This window comes from Nocardioides thalensis (assembly GCF_013410655.1).
Classification (GTDB): domain Bacteria; phylum Actinomycetota; class Actinomycetes; order Propionibacteriales; family Nocardioidaceae; genus Nocardioides; species Nocardioides thalensis.
Map to the genome: position 1 here is coordinate 1728498 of NZ_JACCFP010000001.1, position 16058 is coordinate 1744555.

The 16058-nt window shown below is 73.1% G+C and carries 15 protein-coding genes; 9 read left to right on the top strand and 6 right to left on the bottom strand.

Annotation, left to right across the window (positions count from 1 at the left end; translation table 11 throughout):
• Window positions 1–59: 59 nt before the first annotated feature.
• Complete coding sequence (locus HNR19_RS08535) at window positions 60–692, top strand: hypothetical protein (protein ID WP_179667514.1); 633 nt, start codon at window positions 60–62, stop codon at window positions 690–692.
• Between the two features lie 9 nt (window positions 693–701).
• Here HNR19_RS08535 and yaaA read toward each other — a convergent pair whose 3' ends face one another.
• Entirely contained in the window at window positions 702–1481 is a 780-nt protein-coding gene (gene yaaA / locus HNR19_RS08540) for a peroxide stress protein YaaA (protein ID WP_179667515.1), read from the bottom strand.
• 24 nt (window positions 1482–1505) lie between these two features.
• Between yaaA and HNR19_RS08545 the strand changes: the two genes are divergently transcribed.
• Together HNR19_RS08545 and cobU are read left to right on the top strand one after the other, a co-directional pair.
• Window positions 1506–2954 (top strand): RNB domain-containing ribonuclease, encoded by a 1449-nt coding sequence (locus tag HNR19_RS08545; protein ID WP_179667516.1) that lies wholly within the window; start codon window positions 1506–1508, stop codon window positions 2952–2954.
• Window positions 2947–3498, top strand: coding sequence for a bifunctional adenosylcobinamide kinase/adenosylcobinamide-phosphate guanylyltransferase (gene cobU, locus HNR19_RS08550; protein ID WP_179667517.1), 552 nt, complete (start codon window positions 2947–2949; stop codon window positions 3496–3498). Before HNR19_RS08545 ends, cobU begins: the two co-directional genes overlap by 8 nt.
• On the opposite strand, the gene HNR19_RS08555 is transcribed toward cobU, so the two are convergent.
• From HNR19_RS08555 to HNR19_RS08570, 4 genes are read right to left on the bottom strand one after another with little or no spacing between them, the layout of a single operon-like run.
• Window positions 3495–4238, bottom strand: coding sequence for an adenosylcobinamide-GDP ribazoletransferase (locus HNR19_RS08555; RefSeq protein ID WP_179667518.1), 744 nt, complete (start codon window positions 4236–4238; stop codon window positions 3495–3497). The two genes, cobU and HNR19_RS08555, sit on opposite strands and share 4 nt — an antisense overlap.
• Window positions 4238–5278: a nicotinate-nucleotide--dimethylbenzimidazole phosphoribosyltransferase gene (cobT, locus tag HNR19_RS08560; RefSeq protein WP_179667519.1), complete on the bottom strand. Its 1041-nt coding sequence runs from the start codon at window positions 5276–5278 to the stop codon at window positions 4238–4240. Before cobT ends, HNR19_RS08555 begins: the two co-directional genes overlap by 1 nt.
• 11 nt (window positions 5279–5289) lie before the next feature.
• Window positions 5290–5721: a hypothetical protein gene (locus HNR19_RS08565; RefSeq protein WP_179667520.1), complete on the bottom strand. Its 432-nt coding sequence runs from the start codon at window positions 5719–5721 to the stop codon at window positions 5290–5292.
• Window positions 5722–5735: 14 nt separating this feature from the next.
• Window positions 5736–6344: a calcium-binding protein gene (locus HNR19_RS08570; RefSeq protein ID WP_179667521.1), complete on the bottom strand. Its 609-nt coding sequence runs from the start codon at window positions 6342–6344 to the stop codon at window positions 5736–5738.
• Window positions 6345–6533: 189 nt separating this feature from the next.
• On the opposite strand from HNR19_RS08570, the gene dnaE reads away from it, so the two are divergent.
• The 3 genes from dnaE to HNR19_RS08585 are packed head-to-tail and all read left to right on the top strand — an operon-like array spanning window position 6534 to window position 12285.
• Entirely contained in the window at window positions 6534–10115 is a 3582-nt protein-coding gene (dnaE, locus tag HNR19_RS08575; protein WP_179667522.1) for a DNA polymerase III subunit alpha, read from the top strand.
• Between the two features lie 8 nt (window positions 10116–10123).
• On the top strand, window positions 10124–10708 hold the full coding sequence (locus tag HNR19_RS08580; RefSeq protein WP_179667523.1) for a hypothetical protein: 585 nt from the start codon (window positions 10124–10126) through the stop codon (window positions 10706–10708).
• On the top strand, window positions 10705–12285 hold the full coding sequence (locus tag HNR19_RS08585; protein WP_179667524.1) for a hypothetical protein: 1581 nt from the start codon (window positions 10705–10707) through the stop codon (window positions 12283–12285). Before HNR19_RS08580 ends, HNR19_RS08585 begins: the two co-directional genes overlap by 4 nt.
• 3 nt (window positions 12286–12288) lie before the next feature.
• On the opposite strand, the gene HNR19_RS08590 is transcribed toward HNR19_RS08585, so the two are convergent.
• Window positions 12289–12954, bottom strand: coding sequence for an LON peptidase substrate-binding domain-containing protein (locus HNR19_RS08590; RefSeq protein ID WP_179667525.1), 666 nt, complete (start codon window positions 12952–12954; stop codon window positions 12289–12291).
• Between the two features lie 67 nt (window positions 12955–13021).
• Between HNR19_RS08590 and hisD the strand changes: the two genes are divergently transcribed.
• Genes hisD through hisB form a run of 3 tightly spaced genes read left to right on the top strand, consistent with a single transcriptional unit; the run spans window position 13022 to window position 16053 of the window.
• The gene (gene hisD / locus HNR19_RS08595; RefSeq protein ID WP_179667526.1) at window positions 13022–14347 is read left to right on the top strand and encodes a histidinol dehydrogenase; all 1326 of its coding nucleotides are present in this window, start codon (window positions 13022–13024) and stop codon (window positions 14345–14347) included.
• Window positions 14348–14350: 3 nt separating this feature from the next.
• On the top strand, window positions 14351–15442 hold the full coding sequence (locus tag HNR19_RS08600) for a histidinol-phosphate transaminase (RefSeq protein WP_179667527.1): 1092 nt from the start codon (window positions 14351–14353) through the stop codon (window positions 15440–15442).
• The gene (hisB, locus tag HNR19_RS08605; protein WP_179667528.1) at window positions 15439–16053 is read left to right on the top strand and encodes an imidazoleglycerol-phosphate dehydratase HisB; all 615 of its coding nucleotides are present in this window, start codon (window positions 15439–15441) and stop codon (window positions 16051–16053) included. The genes HNR19_RS08600 and hisB overlap by 4 nt, the downstream gene beginning before the upstream one ends.
• The last annotated feature ends 5 nt before the right edge of the window (window positions 16054–16058 follow it).

Genomic DNA, 16058 nt, shown 5'->3' on the forward strand with positions numbered 1-16058 from the left:
TCGGCACGAGTCCGCGAAAGCGGCTCCCGAGCAGGCGCGGTTCGTGCCACGCTCGGCAGGTGTCCTACCCGCCGCCTCCGCCGCCGGGGCAGCCGCCGCCGCCCGGACAGCCGTACCAGCCCTACGGCCAGCCGGTGCCGCCGTACGGCCAGCCGCCGTATGCCCAGCCGCCGCGGAAGAAGGGCAGCGGCTGCCTGATCGCGGCCATCATCACGCTCGTCGTGCTGGTCGTGGTCTGCGGCGTCGGCGGCTTCGTCGTGTGGCGGGTCGTCGACACGGTGAAGGACAGCGTGCCGGGGCTCGGTGACGTCGAGTGCCCCACCGCTGCCGAGGTGTCCGACGTCGTGGGCCACGACGTCGAGCTGGTCCTCGACGCTGACATCATCATCGCCGCGGGCTGCAACTACAGCGGCAGCGGCGTCGGCGTGACGATCACCGAGGGCGCCGGGCTGATCGCCGACGAGGAGATCGAGGCGGTGCGCAGCACCGCCGCGGGCTACGGGGTCGAGCCCGAGCCGATCGACGTCGGTGACGACGGCATCGCCTTCGGCACGCCGCAGCGGAGCGAGGCGATCACCAAGCACGACGGCTCGGTGATCGGCGTCGAGGTCTTCTCCGAGGGCACGCGCAACATCGGCAACCAGAAGGACGCTGCCGTCGAGCTCCTCGAGGCGTTCATCGACCTGAACTGACGGGCGCCCTCACAGGTCGCTGACCACCACGTCCAGCTGGGTGCCCTTCTTGGTCCGCTCGCCGACCTCGACCGTCCAGCCGAGGTCGCGCAGCGCGTCGGCGAGCGCCGCGGGGGTGCGCGGGTCGGCGCCGTCCTCGAGCAGCGCCCGCACGATGCGGCCCTTGGTCGCCTTGTTGAAGTGGCTGACGACCTTGCGGGTGCCGTCGACCTCGTGCAGCACCCGCACCGTCGCGACGCGCGGCGCCAGCTCGGCGGGCGGACGCCAGAACGCGGCGTACATGCTCGAGCGCAGGTCGACCAGGAGTCCGCGGCGGAGCGACTCGTCGACAGCCGGGCCGAGCGCGTCGCGCCACACCCCCGCGACCGGCCCGACGTCCGGCAGCGCTGCGTCGCCGGACAGACGGTAGGCGGGGATCCGGTCGCCCGGGCGCACCAGGCCGAACAGGCTGGACGTCACGGCGAGCCGGGTCGCCGCGCGCCGGCGGGCAGCGGGGGACAGGGTGGCGGCGTCGAGCGCGTCGTAGAGGACGCCGGTGTAGACGCGGTCGGCGCGGGCCGTCGGCGCCGACTCGAGGCCGGCGTTGCGGGCGACGTGCTCGGCCTGGCCGGCGGTGAGCCCGAGCGCCGTCACGGCGACCTCCGGCTCGTCGCGGCACAGGCCGACCAGCGCGTGCAGCACCCGCTTCCGCGCGTCGGTGAGCACCGGCAGGGCCAGCGAGTCCAGGTCGAGGGCCCGGCCCCGGCCGGGCGCGGTCTTGCCCTCGCTGGGCGGCAGCAGGATCAGCACGGGGGCCACACTAAGGTCGCTGCTATGCCGAGCAATCTCGTGGTCCGGGTCAAGGCCGAGTCAGCAGGGTCCGCGGACCTGAAGGAGGCGCTGGCGAAGGTCGAGCAGGAGCTCGAGCTCCCCACCGGCTTCCCGGCCGACGTCACGGCCGCCGCCGAGCGGGCCGCCGCGGGCGCGGTGCTCCCCGAGCTCGACCGCACGGACATCGAGTTCCTGACGATCGACCCCGAGGGCTCCCGCGACCTCGACCAGGCGCTGCACATCGAGCGCGATCCTGACGGCGGTTTCGTCGTCCACTACGCGATCGCCGACGTCGCGGCGTTCGTGAGGCCGGGCGACCCGATCGACGTCGAGGCGCACCGCCGGGGTGAGACGCTCTACGGCGCCGACCACCGGATCCCGCTGCACCCGCCCGGCCTCTCGGAGGGCGCCGCGTCGCTGCTGCCCGACCAGACCTGCCCCGCCCTGCTGTGGACGATGCAGGTCGACGCCACCGGCGAGGGCACGTCGGTCCGCGTGGAGCGGGCGCTGGTGCGGTCCCGCCAGCAGCTGTCGTACGTCGGCGCGCAGGCCGCGCTCGACGACGGCTCGGCGGGCGAGGTGCTGCAGCTGCTCCGCGAGGTCGGCACCCTGCGGGAGGCGAAGGAGCAGGAGCGCGGGGGCATCTCGCTGCCGCTCCCCGAGCAGGAGGTGCACGAGGAAGGCGGGCGGCTCACCCTGGAGTTCCGCGAGCAGCTTCCGGTGGAGCTCTGGAACGCCCAGATCTCGCTGATGACCGGCATGGCTGCCGCGACGCTGATGCTCGAGGGCCGGATCGGCGTGCTCCGCACGCTGCCGCCGCCCGACCCCCGCGACGTGGCCCGGCTCCGAAGGGTCGCGAAGGGCCTGCGAATCGACTGGCCCGGCGACGTGGACTACCCCGAGCTCATCCGCTCGCTCGACCGGACCCTCCCGGCCCACCAGGCGATGGCCGTCGCGGCCACCCGGCTGCTGCGCGGCTCCGGCTACGCGGCGTTCGACGGCGAGCTGCCGGAGCAGACGCTGCACAGCGCGATCGCGGCGCCGTACGCCCACGTCACTGCGCCGCTGCGACGGCTCGGCGACCGCTACACGGGCGAGGTGTGCGTGGCGCTGTGCGCCGGGCAGCCGGTGCCCGACTGGGTGCGTGCCGCGCTGCCCGACCTGCCGAAGACGCTGCAGGACTCCGCCCGCCGTGCCAACGCCTACGAGCGCGCGATCCTGGACGTGCTGGAGGCCGGGCTGCTCCAGGGGCGGGTCGGCGAGGAGTTCACGGGCGTCGTGACCTCCGTCGACGAGAAGGACGAGCGCCGCGGCGTGGTCCTGGTCGAGGCGATCGGCGTGGAGGCGCCGCTGGTGTCGGCCTCGGGGCCGCTGCCGCTCGGCACCGAGGTGGCCGTGCGGCTCACCGTGGCCGACCTGTCCGCCCGGAAGGTGGAGTTCACCGTTGGCTGAGCCCGGGGCGGCGTCGGCCGCTGCGAAGGTCCTGGTCACCGGGGGAGTGCGCTCCGGGAAGTCGGTGCACGCCGAGAGCCTGTTCTCGAAGTCGGCGCCGGTGACCTACGTCGCGGCCGGACCCACCTACGACGACGCCGACTGGGCCGCGCGCGTCGCCCGGCACCAGGAGCGGCGGCCGGCGTGGTGGACGACGGTCGAGACCATCGACGTCGCGGTGGCGATCGACCAGGCGGCGGGCCCGGTGCTGGTCGACTGCCTCGGCACCTGGCTCACCGCCGTGATCGACGAGGCCGGGCTGTGGGAGGCCCCGGTGGGCGAGGTCGAGGACGCCGTGCTCTCGCCGCTCGCCGAGATCGTCGACGCGGTCGCCGCCTCGCCCGGCCGGGTCGTCCTGGTGACCAACGAGGTCGGCCTCGGCGTGGTGCCCGAGCACCGGTCCGGCCGGGTGTTCCGCGACCTGCTCGGCACGGTCAACCAGCGTCTCGCGACCGCGTGCGACGAGGTCCACCTGGTCGTCGCGGGCCGCGTGCTGGTGCTCTAGCCGGCTCCGGCGAGCCCGACCAGCAGGACGGCCAGCGCCACCTCGATCGCGGCGCCGTACACGTCGCCGGTGACGCCGCCGAAGCGCCGCACGCACCGCCACGTCAGCAGCAGTACGGCGGCCGCGGCCACCGTGACGGCCAGGAGCCCGCGCACCGGGTCGACCAGCGCCGCAAGGGCCGCGAGCGCCATCCACCCGGTCACCGTCACCGCCACGGGGACCCGCCTCGCGAACGTGGCGCCCAGCCCGTCCGCCCGCGCCGGCGGCACGACGGCCGCGCACACGATCCACAGCGCGCCCCGGGACGCCGCGACGCAGGCGCCGGCGACGACCGCGTCCCGCGCGCTCGCGCCGTACGTCGCGAGCGCGGCCGCCTGCGCCCCGAGCACGACCACGAGCGCCGCGGCGCCGGCGGGGCCGGCGGTGCCGCCCTTCATGACCTCGAGCGACCGCGCGCGGTCGTAGGACGCGGTGAGCCCGTCGGCGACGTCGGAGAGGCCGTCGAGGTGCAGCGCCCGCGACCCCAGCGCCAACAGGCCGATCGCCACGAACGCGACGGCCAGCGGCGGCAGGTCCGCCCGCCCTCCGGCCCAGCACGCCAGGCCGACCGCGGCACCGAGCGGCGCGACCGCCAGCGGGGCGCACAGGAGCGCGCCGCGCGCGACCCGCGGCGTCACGTCCATCACCGCCGGCACGGGGATGCAGGTGAGCATCCCGACCGACAGCCGCAGCGCCTTCATCACATGAGGTCGGAGAGCAGCGCGACGTCGCGCAGCACTGCGACCGCCGAGCGCAGCACCGGCACGGCCGCGACGGCGCCCGAGCCCTCCCCGAGCCGCATGCCGAGGTCGAGCACCGGCTCGAGGCCGAGCTTCTCCAGCGCCAGCGCCTGGGCGGGCTCGGTCGAGCGGTGCCCGGCGGCGAACCACGCGGCGGCGCCCGGTGCGAGCCGGTCGGCGGTGAGCGCGCAAGCGACGGACATCAGGCCGTCCAGCAGCACCGGGGTCCCGCTCTCGGCGGCCTGCACGAGGTAGCCCACGGTCGCGGCCAGGTCGGCGCTGCTGACCGCCTGCAGCGTCTGCAGCGGGTCGTCCAGGCGGTCGCCGGCGCGGTCGAGCGCGGTCTGCACGACCGCGGTCTTGTGGTCGAGAGTGGCGTCGTCGACGCCGGTGCCGCGCCCGGTCACCTCGGCGGCCGGCAGCCCGAGGGCGGCGGCGACCATCGCCGCCGCCGGGGTCGTGTTGCCGATGCCCATGTCGCCCGACAGCAGCAGCTGCGCGCCCGCCGCGATCTCGTCGAGGGCGACGCGCCGGCCCGCCCCGAGCGCTGCCTCGAGCTCGTCGGCCGAGAGCGCGTCCTCGAGGTGGATCGCCCCGCTGCTGCGCCGTACCTTGTGGGCGGTCACGTCCGCGGGCACGTCGTCGAGCTGCGCGAGGTCCCAGTCGACGCCGAGGTCGAGCACCCGGACGTGGACACCGTGCGCGGCGGCGAGCGCGTTGACGCCCGCACGCCCCGCGACGAACGTGCGCACCATCGCCGCGGTGATCGCCGGTGGGTAGGCGGAGACGCCGTGCGCCGCGACCCCGTGGTCGCCGGCGAAGATCACCAGCCGCACGTCGTCGAGCGGGGCGGGCGGCACGCTGCCCTGGCAGGCCGCCAGCCAGGTGCCGAGGTCGCCGAGCCGGCCCAGTGCACCGGCCGGGGTGGCCAGGCCCGCGAGGCGGTCGCGGGCGGCGGCGAGGACGTCGGGGTCCGGCGGGCGTACGGCGGTAGCTGTCACGGAGAGGCAACCTACTCCGTGGCCGGTCGGCCCGCGGCCTCGGTCGTGAGGACCGTCAGCCGGTAGCGCAGCACCATCGAGCGCACGCCGAGCGCCTGGAAGGACAGGTTCGGCCAGGTCCACGCCGGGTCGGTGTGCGGCTGGGTCCCGGCCACCACCTGCGTCGCCCCGGCGCCGCTGAAGTGGTCGTAGCCGCTGCCCGCCAGCAGGATCTGGCCGATCGTCACCTCGGCGGCGAGGAGGGGCTCGGTGCCCGCGGCCAGTGCCTCGGCGTCGGGCGGGACGAACGTGACCGGGACCGCGTCCACCTTGCCCGGCGTGTAGAGGATGACGCCGGAGTCCTGCTGGAGCACGACGTCGCCGGAGTAGGTCCGCAGCCGCCCGGGCTCGCCGGAGGGCAGGAACGCCGGCTGGTCGAGGCGGGGTGACGGCGAGACGTCCACCAGCCGCAGCGCCACTAGCGGCGGCCGGCGGGGTCGGGGGTCAGCCCGTCGCCGAAGGTCACGACGACCTCGCAGTCCGGGTCGGCGACGTCGCCCTCGTCCATCCGCACCTTGTCGCGGCCGGCGCCGCACACCGCGGTCTCGTCCGGCTTGCCGTCGGCGAGGATGATCATGTCGCGGCCGTCGCCTCCCTCGGTGAGGTCGTCGGCGCCCTTGCCCGGGTTGAGCAGGTCGTTGCCGGCGTTGCCGATCACCCGGTCGACGCCCTGGCCGCCGAACCCGCGGTCGTCACCGGCGAGGCCCACCAGGAGGTCGGCACCCTCCTGGCCACGGAGCTCGTCGGCGCCCGGCCCGCCCTCGGTCTGGTCATCGCCGGTGCCGCCGCGCACGACGTCGCGGCCACGGAACGCCTCGAGCACGTCGTTGCCCGCGCGGCCGCACATGATGTCGCGCCCGGCGGTGCCCTCGAGCAGGTCGTCGCCCGCCGTGCCGCTCACCGACTGCTCGCACGGCGGCTTCGGCGCGGCGGGCACGGCACCCGGGCCGGCCGCCGCGACGAGCGGTGGAGCGGCCAGGCACACCGCGAGGCCGAGCAGGGAGAGGGGACGGATGACGGCGCGCATGGCGGCCTCCCGGGGACGAGGTGGCGTTCACCGCTCAGCGTGTCACAGTGTCGGCGGTGTCTGCCACGATCACGGGAATCGGTCGCGTACGCTGAGGTCCTTCCCCTGGCGCCCGCCCAGCGACTGCTCAGCGACACTGCGCCGATCCGACCGCCCACCCTCGACCCACTTGAGGAGCTCGCAGCACCGATGGCAGCCGGAGGGGACCGCACCGACTTCGTCCACCTGCACGTCCACACCGAGTACTCCATGCTCGACGGGGCGTCCCTTCTCGACGGTCTCTTCACGCGCGTGAGCGACCTCGGGATGTCGTCGATCGCGATGACCGACCACGGCAACCTCCACGGCGCCTACGACTTCTACAAGAAGGCCCACAAGTACGGCGTCAAGCCGATCATCGGCATCGAGGCCTACCTGACGCCCGGCACCGAGCGGGGCGAGCGGCGCCGCGTCAAGTGGGGCAGGGGCAACGGCGTCGACGGGGCCGAGGAGGGCGGCGACGACGTCGCCGGCGGCGGCGCCTACACCCACATGACGATGTGGGCCGAGAGCACCGAGGGCATGCACAACCTGTTCCGGCTCTCGTCGCGCTCCAGCCTCGAGGGCTTCTTCTACAAGCCCCGCATGGACAAGGAGCTGCTCCAGGAGCACAGCAAGGGGCTGATGGTCTCCACCGGCTGCCCGAGCGGCGCGATCCAGACCCGCCTCCGCCTCGGCCAGTGGGACGAGGCGGTCCGCGAGGCCGGCGAGCTCCAGGACATCTTCGGTCGCGACAGCGTGTTCCTCGAGCTGATGGACCACGGCATCGACATCGAGAAGCGCGTGCGCGACGACCTGCTCCGGCTCGGCAAGGAGCTCGGGATCCCGCCGGTCGCCACCAACGACTCCCACTACAACAACCCCGAGGACGCCGCGGCCCACGACGCCCTCATCTGCGTCGCGTCCGGCAAGCGGCTCTCCGACACCAACCGCCTGAAGTTCGACGGCGGCGGCTACTACATCAAGTCCGCCGCCGAGATGCGCGAGCTGTGGGCCGACCGCTTCGGCATGCCGGAGGCCTGCGACAACACGCTGGCGATCGCCGAGCGCTGCGACGTCGAGTTCACCGAGTCCACGGGCGGCTACATGGCGCGCGCCGACGTGCCGGAGGGCGAGACCGAGGAGAGCTGGTTCCGCAAGGAGGTCTGGCGCGGCATCGAGTCGCGCTACCCCGGCGACCGGCTCGACCAGGAGGTGCGCGACCGGGTCGAGATGGAGCTCGCGATCATCTCCCAGAAGGGCTACTGCGGCTACTACCTCGTGGTCGCCGACTTCATCAACTGGGCCAAGGACAACGGCATCCGGGTGGGGCCCGGCCGCGGCTCCGGTGCCGGGTCGATCGCCGCCTACGCGCTGCGCATCACCGACCTGTGTCCCCTCGAGCACGGGCTCTTCTTCGAGCGGTTCCTCAACCCCGAGCGACCGTCGATGCCCGACTTCGACATCGACTTCGACGACCACCGACGCGGCGAGGTCATCCAGTACGTCACCGAGAAGTACGGCGCCGAGCGGGTCGCGCAGATCGCGACGTTCGGGCGGCTGAAGTCCAAGGCCGCGATCAAGGACGCCGCCCGCGTGCTCGACCACGGGTTCGCGATCAGCGACATGATCACCAAGGCGCTCCCCGCCGACGTGATGGGCAAGGGCGTCCCGCTCAAGGACCTCTTCAACCCCGAGCACAAGCGCTACAACGACGGCCAGGAGTTCCGCGCGCTCCACGAGCAGAACCCCGACGTCCGCACGATCTACGAGACCGCCCGCGGGCTCGAGGGCCAGATCCGCAACTGGGGCGTCCACGCCGCCGGCGTCATCATGTCCAGCGAGCCCCTGATCGACGTGGTGCCGATCATGGCCCGTCCGCAGGACGGCGCGATCATCACCCAGTTCGACTACCCGATGTGCGAGTCGCTGGGCCTGGTCAAGATGGACTTCCTCGGGCTGTCCAACCTCCACACGCTCGAGGACGCGGTCGCCAACATCAAGGCCAACCGCGGCGAGGACGTCGTGCTCGAGGACCTGCCCTTCGACGACCGGGCCACCTACGAGCTGATGGGCCGCGGCGACACGCTCGGCGTCTTCCAGCTCGACGGTGGCGGCATGCGCGCGCTGCTGCGCTCGATGCTCCCCGACAAGTTCGCCGACATCACCGCCGTCTCCGCGCTCTACCGGCCGGGCCCGATGGGCGCCGACTCGCACAACAAGTACGCGCGCCGCAAGAACGGCCGCGAGCCGATCGAGCCGATCCATCCCGCGCTCGCCGAGCCGCTCGAGGAGGTTCTGGGGGAGACCTACGGCCTGATCGTCTACCAGGAGCAGGTCATGGCGATCGCGCAGGTGCTCGCCGGCTTCTCGCTCGGCGCCGCAGACAACATGCGCCGTGCGATGGGCAAGAAGAAGAAGGAGGAGCTCGACAAGCAGTACGCCGGCTTCGAGGCCGGCATGCTCGAGCGGGGCTACCCGCAGGACGCGGTCAAGACGCTCTGGGACATCCTCGTCCCGTTCGCCGACTACGCGTTCAACAAGTCGCACTCCGCCGCCTACGGCGTCATCACCTACTGGACCGCCTACCTCAAGGCCAACTACCCGACCGAGTACATGGCGGCGCTCCTGACCTCGGTCAAGAACGACAAGGACAAGATGGCGATCTACCTCAACGAGTGTCGCCGGATGAAGATCGCGGTCCTGCCTCCCGACGTCAACGAGTCGTCCCACGACTTCACGGCCGTCGGCAGCGACATCCGCTTCGGCATGACCGCCGTGCGCAACGTCGGCGCCAACGTCGTCGAGCAGATCGTCGCGGCGCGCGAGGAGAAGGGCCGCTACGAGTCCTTCAACGACTTCCTCGAGAAGGTGCCGGCGCTCGTCTGCAACAAGCGGGTCATCGAGTCCCTGATCAAGGCGGGGGCGTTCGACGACCTCAAGCACAAGCGCCGCTCGCTGGTCGCGATCCACGAGACCGCCGTCGACCAGTACGTCGACATCAAGCGCAACGAGGCGATCGGCCAGGACTCGCTGTTCGCCGGCCTCGACATGGACGGCGACGGCGGCCTCGGCGCCGGGTTCGGGGTGAGCGTGACGATCCCCGACCTCGAGGAGTGGGACAAGCGCACGCTGCTCGCCCACGAGCGCGACATGCTCGGCCTCTACGTCTCCGACCACCCGCTGCTCGGGCTCGAGCACGTGCTCTCCAGCGGCACCGACACCACGATCGGCCAGCTGCTCGAGGACGAGGACCGGCCCGACGGCTCGACGGTCACGGTCGCGGGCCTGGTCACCAGCGTGCAGCGCAAGATCACCAAGAAGGGCGATCCCTGGGCGATGATCACGCTCGAGGACCTCGAGGGTGCGATCGACGTGCTGCTGTTCCCCAGCGCCTACCAGCTCGCCTCGCCGCTGCTCGAGCACGACGCGATCCTCACCGTCCGAGGCCGGCTCTCCCGCAGCAAGGACCAGCCCGAGCTGCACGGCCAGGAGGTCACCGCGCCCGACCTCGACCGCGGCAACGCCGAGGGCCCGGTCATCATCAGCCTGCCCTCGACGCGGTGCACGCCGCAGAACGTCGCGGGCCTCAAGGAGATCCTCGCCGCCCACCCGGGCCTCAACGAGGTCCGGCTCCAGCTGCTCACCCGCGACGCGACGAAGCTGATGCGGCTCGAGGCCCGGGTCAGCCCGAGCCCGGCGCTCTTCGCCGACCTCAAGCAGCTCCTCGGCCCGGGGTGCCTCGCCGGATGAGAGCGCTGTTGCTGCGAGTCGGCGCGGTCCTCGCCGGCTCGGTCGGGCTGGGGCTGCTCGGCGGCTGGCTGTGGTGGACCTGGTGGGGCCCGGCGACGCCGGGCCGGATCTACGACGTTCCCGAGCGTGGGCCGCGCTGGTATCCCGAGCCCTGGGACCCGGGCCAGACCGACGCGTTCGGCGGCACCGCCCAGTACATCGTGATCGCCCTCGGGCTGGGCCTGCTCCTCGGGCTCGTCGCCGGCCTGCTGGCCGGCCGTACGGCGCTGCTGATGCTCGGCGCCATGCTCGCCGGCAGCGTCCTGGCGGCACTCGCGATGGTCTGGCTGGGCACCCAGCTCAGCCCGCCCGACCCGCAGACGCTGGCGACGGCGGCCACGGTGGGCGACAAGGTCCCCGGCAACCTCGAGGTGACCATGGGCCGGATCTCCCTCCTCGGCTGGGACGACGTGCCGGTGCCGACGCCGTACTTCTCCTGGCCGGTGGCGGGTTTGACCGGCTACCTGGTGGTCATGCTCAGCGCGAAGAGTCTCGGCGAGGTGCGCGCCCGCGAGAACGACCCGACGACCTGGCTGGAGGCAGCGGCCCGATGAGTGATGCACCCCTTCCCCCGCCGCCGCCCGGCTCACCGACTCCCGCAGCAGGCCCGTCGCGCTCCGGCAGGCGGGTCGCTCTCGTCACGGCCGGTGCCGTGGCGTCGGTCGCCGTCATCACCGGTGGCGTCTTCGCTGCCCGTTGGTACTTCGGCAGCGGCCCCCAGCCGGCGGAGGCCCTGCCCGCGTCGACCATCGGCTACCTCGCGCTCGACCTCGACCCCGGCGGCAAGGACCTGCTCGCCGCGCGCGACGCGCTCGAGGACTTCCCGGCGTGGGAGGAGCTCGACGTCGACTCCGGCGGCGACGTACGGGAGCAGCTGTTCGACCTCGCGCAGCAGGACCTCGAGTGCGACACCCTCGACTACGGCGACGACATCGACTCGTGGCTGGGCAACCGGGTGGCCGTCGCGGCCGTCCCGGGCGACGGCGACGACGCCGAGCCGGTGCCGGTCTTCGTCGCCCAGGTGACCGACGCCGACGCGGCCGACGACGGTCTCGCGGCGCTGGCCGACTGCCCCGGGTTCGGGCCGCTCGGCTGGCACGTCGAGGGCGAGTGGGCGATCCTCGCCGAGACCGACGAGATCGCCGACCGGGTGGCCGACGACGCGGCCAGCGAGCCGCTGTCCGACGACCCCGGGTTCGAGGACCACGTCGACGGCGTGGGCGGCAGTGGCATCGTCACTGCATACGCCGCGGCCGGAGCGGGGAAGTACATCGCCGAGGCCATCGAGCAGGAGTTCGCCGAGGACGGGGTGCCCGCCCCGCCGGAGATGACCGACAGCCTGGTCGACTCCTTCCAGGGCCTGGCGCTCTCGGTCGGGTTCGACGACGAGGCCCTCCGGATCGATGCGGCGGCCACCGCCGACTCCACGGTGATGGGCTTCCTGAGCGGGCTCGAGGACGCCGGCTCCGTCGGCGACCTGGCGGGCGACCTCCCCGACGACACCGCGGCCCTGTTCGGCATCGGCTTCGCCGACGGCTGGGCAGGCGACTACCTCGATCTGATGCGCGAGTCGCTCGGCTCGGAGGCCGACATCATCGACGGCGAGCTCGAGGCCCTCGAGGCGCAGACCGGGCTCGACCTCGTGGAGACCCTCGAAGCGGTGCTCGGCGAGGCGGCGGTGCTGGCCGTCGGCGGCGACCTGTCCGCCGACGAGCTCGAGGCGCCCGACCCGGCCGCGTTGCCCGTCGGCATCAAGGCCCGGGGCGACGTGGAGGAGATCGAGGAGGCCCTCGACCGCATCTACGAGGCCGCTCCGCCGTACGTCGCCGAGATGGCCGGCGCCGACTCCGACGACGACCTGGTGGCGATCGGCCCGTCCGGCGACTACCGGCAGGAGCTGCTCGACGGCGGCGACCTGGGCGGCTCCGAGAAGTTCGAGCGGGTCGTGCCCGACGCCGACGACGCCACCGCGCTCCTCTACGTCGACCTCGACGCGCCCGTCGTCGAGGAGCTGTTCGGGCTGCTGCCGCCCGAGGTCGCGGCCAACCTCGAGCCGCTGGACGCGTTCGCCGTGTCGAGCCGCTACGAGGACGGCATGGCCCTCAGCTCGATGCGGCTCAGCGTCGACTGATCCTCAGTTCGGTGACCACCGCGTGCGGGCGACCTCGGTCGCGGGCAGCGAGGAGATGACGTTCATCGCCCGCAGCTCCTCCCGGAGCAGGTCGGTGACGAGGATCAGTCGGTGGCCCGCGTCGTCGGCCTCGAGGAGCTCCTGGCGCTCGGCCATCGGCAGGGGAGCGCACGCCGCGAGCGTCCACGACAGGTAGAGCGGGTCCTCGGGCAAGCTGCCGTTGAACGGGTCCTGGGCGATCTCGCGCAGGGCGAACCGGTAGGCGGTGAAGGTGGCCCGCGCCCGCTCGACGACGTCGGCGTCGACGGGCACGGTCGGCTCGGGCAGCTGGTCGACCTCGCCGACCGGGAAGTTCCCGGTGCCGTCGAGCCGGTCCAGCCGGATCCGGTCGCGACCGACAGCGACGACGTCGAACGTGCCGTCGGCGTGGCTCTCGACCTCGGTCAGCTGCAGCCGGACGCCGACCCGGAACAGCGACTGGGCGCCGTGGTCGCCGACCTCGTAGCCCTCCCGGATGCCGACGGAGCCGAAGACGCGCTCGGCCGGGTCGTCGATCCGCAGCAGGTGGTGGACGAGCGCCCGGTAGCGGTCCTCGAACACCCGCAACGGCACGCTGACGCCGGGATAGACCACCATGTTCAGCGGGAACATCGGCAGTCGGTCGGTCACGCTTCGACAGTACTGCGATCCGGTCCGCGGTCAGGGACGACCCGCGCCCGACCGTAGACTTGGGGCCATGATCCGTCGCATCGACCTTCGCGAGGCTGGCCGTGACGCAGCCTCCGTCGACTACCGCTCGGCCGTGCCGCGCGCGGAGTTCGACGCGGAGGCGGCGACGCATGTGGTGCAGCCGATCCTCGACGAGGTCCGCGCGCGTGGCGCCGACGCGGTGCGCGACTACACCGACAAGCTCGACGGCGTCTGGGTCGACGACCTGCGGGTGCCCGCCGATGCGCTGTCGGCAGCGCTAGCCGACCTCGACCCGGCCGTCCGCGCCGCCCTGGACGAGTCCGTACGCCGGCTGCGCGCGACCTGTGCCGCGGAGCTCGAGGCCGACGTCGTCACCGACCTCGCCACGGGCGCCCGGGTGACCCACCGCAAGGTTCCCGTGCAGCGCGTCGGGCTCTACGTCCCCGGCGGCCTCGCCCCGCTGGTCTCGAGCGTGCTGATGAACGTGGTGCCGGCCCAGACAGCCGGCGTCAGCTCGATCGCCCTCGCCAGCCCGCCCCAGGAGGAGTTCGGCGGCTCCGTGCACCCGACGATCCTGGCCGCCTGCGCGCTGCTCGGCGTCGAGGAGGTCTACGCCGTCGGCGGCGCCCAGGCGATCGCGATGTTCGCCTACGGCCTGCCCGCGACGGCCGACACGGAGCGCGTCGAGCGGGTCGACCTGGTGACGGGCCCCGGCAACATCTACGTCGCGACGGCCAAGCGGCTGCTGCGGGGCCAGGTGGGCATCGACTCCGAGGCCGGGCCGACCGAGATCGCGATCCTCGCCGACGACACCGCCGACCCGGCGTACGTCGCGGCCGACCTGATCAGCCAGGCCGAGCACGACCCGCTGGCCGCGTCGGTGCTCGTCACCGACTCGCCGGCGCTGGCCGACGACGTCGAGGCCGAGCTCGACAAGCAGGTGGCGGCGACCAAGCACGTCGAGCGGATCCACACCTCCCTGACCGGCACCCAGTCGGGCATCGTGCTGGTGCGCGACCTCGAGCAGGGGCTCGCGGTGGTCGACGCCTACGCCGCGGAGCACCTCGAGATCCACACCCGCGACGCCGCGTCGTACGCCGCCCGGGTGCGCAACGCCGGCGCGATCTTCGTCGGCCCGCACACCCCGGTCAGCCTGGGCGACTACTGCGCGGGCTCCAACCACGTGCTGCCCACGGCCGGCTGCGCCTGCCACTCCTCGGGGCTGTCGGTGCGCGCGTTCACCAAGTCGGTGCACGTCGTCGAGTACTCCCGCGAGGGCCTCGCCGAGGTCGCCGACCACGTCGTCACCCTCGCCGAGGCCGAGGACCTGCCCGGCCACGGCGCCGCCGTGCGCGTGCGGTTCCAGGACTGAGCCATGGTCGACTTTCCTCCGCTCCGCGAGGAGCTGCGTGGCATCGCGCCGTACGGCGCCCCGCAGCTCGACGTCCCGGTCCAGCTCAACGTCAACGAGAACCCCTACGGGCCGTCGCCGGCGTGCGTCGACGACATCGCGTCGTCGGTCGTCGAGGCGGCGCGCACGCTCAACCGCTATCCCGACCGTGAGTTCGTCGCGCTCCGGGCGGCCCTTGCCGACTACCTGTCGCGCGACGCGCGGGTCACGCCGGAGATGGTGTGGGCGGCCAACGGCTCCAACGAGGTCATGCTCCAGCTGCTGCAGGCGTTCGGCGGGCCGGGTCGCACCGCGGTCAGCTTCGCACCGACGTACTCGATGTATCCCGAGTACGCCCGCGACACGAGCACCCGCTGGGTGACCGGCCGCCGCGAGGACGACTTCTCGATCGACCTCGAGGCCGCGCGGGTGCTCGTCGCCGAGGAGCGGCCGAGCGTGGTGCTGCTGCCGAGCCCCAACAACCCGACCGGCACCGCGCTGGCGCCCGAGGTCGTCACCACCTTGTGCGAGGCGGTGGGGGAGTCCGGCGTCGTGGTCGTCGACGAGGCCTACGGCGAGTTCCGCCGCTCCGGCACCCCGAGCGCGCTCGAGCAGCTGTCGGCGTACCGCAACCTCGTCGTGACCCGCACCATGAGCAAGGCGTTCGCCGGTGCCGGGCTGCGGCTCGGCTACCTGGCGGCCGACCCGGCGATCTGCGACGCCATCCGGGTCGTGCGCCTGCCCTACCACCTCTCCGCCGTGACCCAGGCCGCCGCGCTCGCGGCCCTGCGGCACGCGCCGGAGCTGCTCGGGAAGGTCGACGAGCTGCGCGCCGAGCGCGACCGCACCGTGGCGTGGCTGCGCGGCGAGGGCTTCGAGGTCGCCGACAGCGACGCGAATTTCTGCTTGTTCGGCACCTTCGGGGATCGTCATGCTGTCTGGCAGGGCCTTCTCGACCGGGGTGTGCTCATCCGGGAGACCGGGCCCGACGGCTGGCTCCGCGTGTCGATCGGCACCGCGGACGAGATGGCGGCGTTCCAGGACGCGCTGCTGCACGTGATGAAGGAGATGCCATGACCGGCACGAGGACCGCCCGCATCGAGCGGCAGACCAGCGAGTCGAAGGTGCTCGTCGAGGTCGACCTCGACGGCACCGGCCGCCACGACATCTCGACCGGCGTCGGGTTCTACGACCACATGCTGACCGCGTTCGCGCGGCACGCGCTGGTCGACCTGACCGTGCAGACCTCCGGCGACGTGCACATCGACGCCCACCACACGGTGGAGGACACCGCGATCGTGCTCGGCCAGGCGCTGCGCGAGGCGCTGGGGGACAAGAAGGGCGTACGCCGCTTCGGCGACGCCACCGTCCCGCTCGACGAGGCGCTGGTGCAGGCCGTCGTCGACGTCTCCGGCCGTCCCTACTGCGTGCACACCGGCGAGCCGGAGGGCCAGGAGTACGTCCAGCTCGGCGGCACCACCCCCGCCTACCTCGGCTCCCTGACGCGCCACGTGTTCGAGACGATCGCGTTCCACGCCCACATCGCCCTGCACGTGCGGGTGCTGGCGGGGCGCGAGCCGCACCACATCGTCGAGACGCAGTTCAAGGCGTTCGCCCGGGCGTTCCGCGACGCGATCGCGCTCGACCCGCGCGAGACCGGGATCCCGTCGACGAAGGGCGCCCTGTGAGCTCT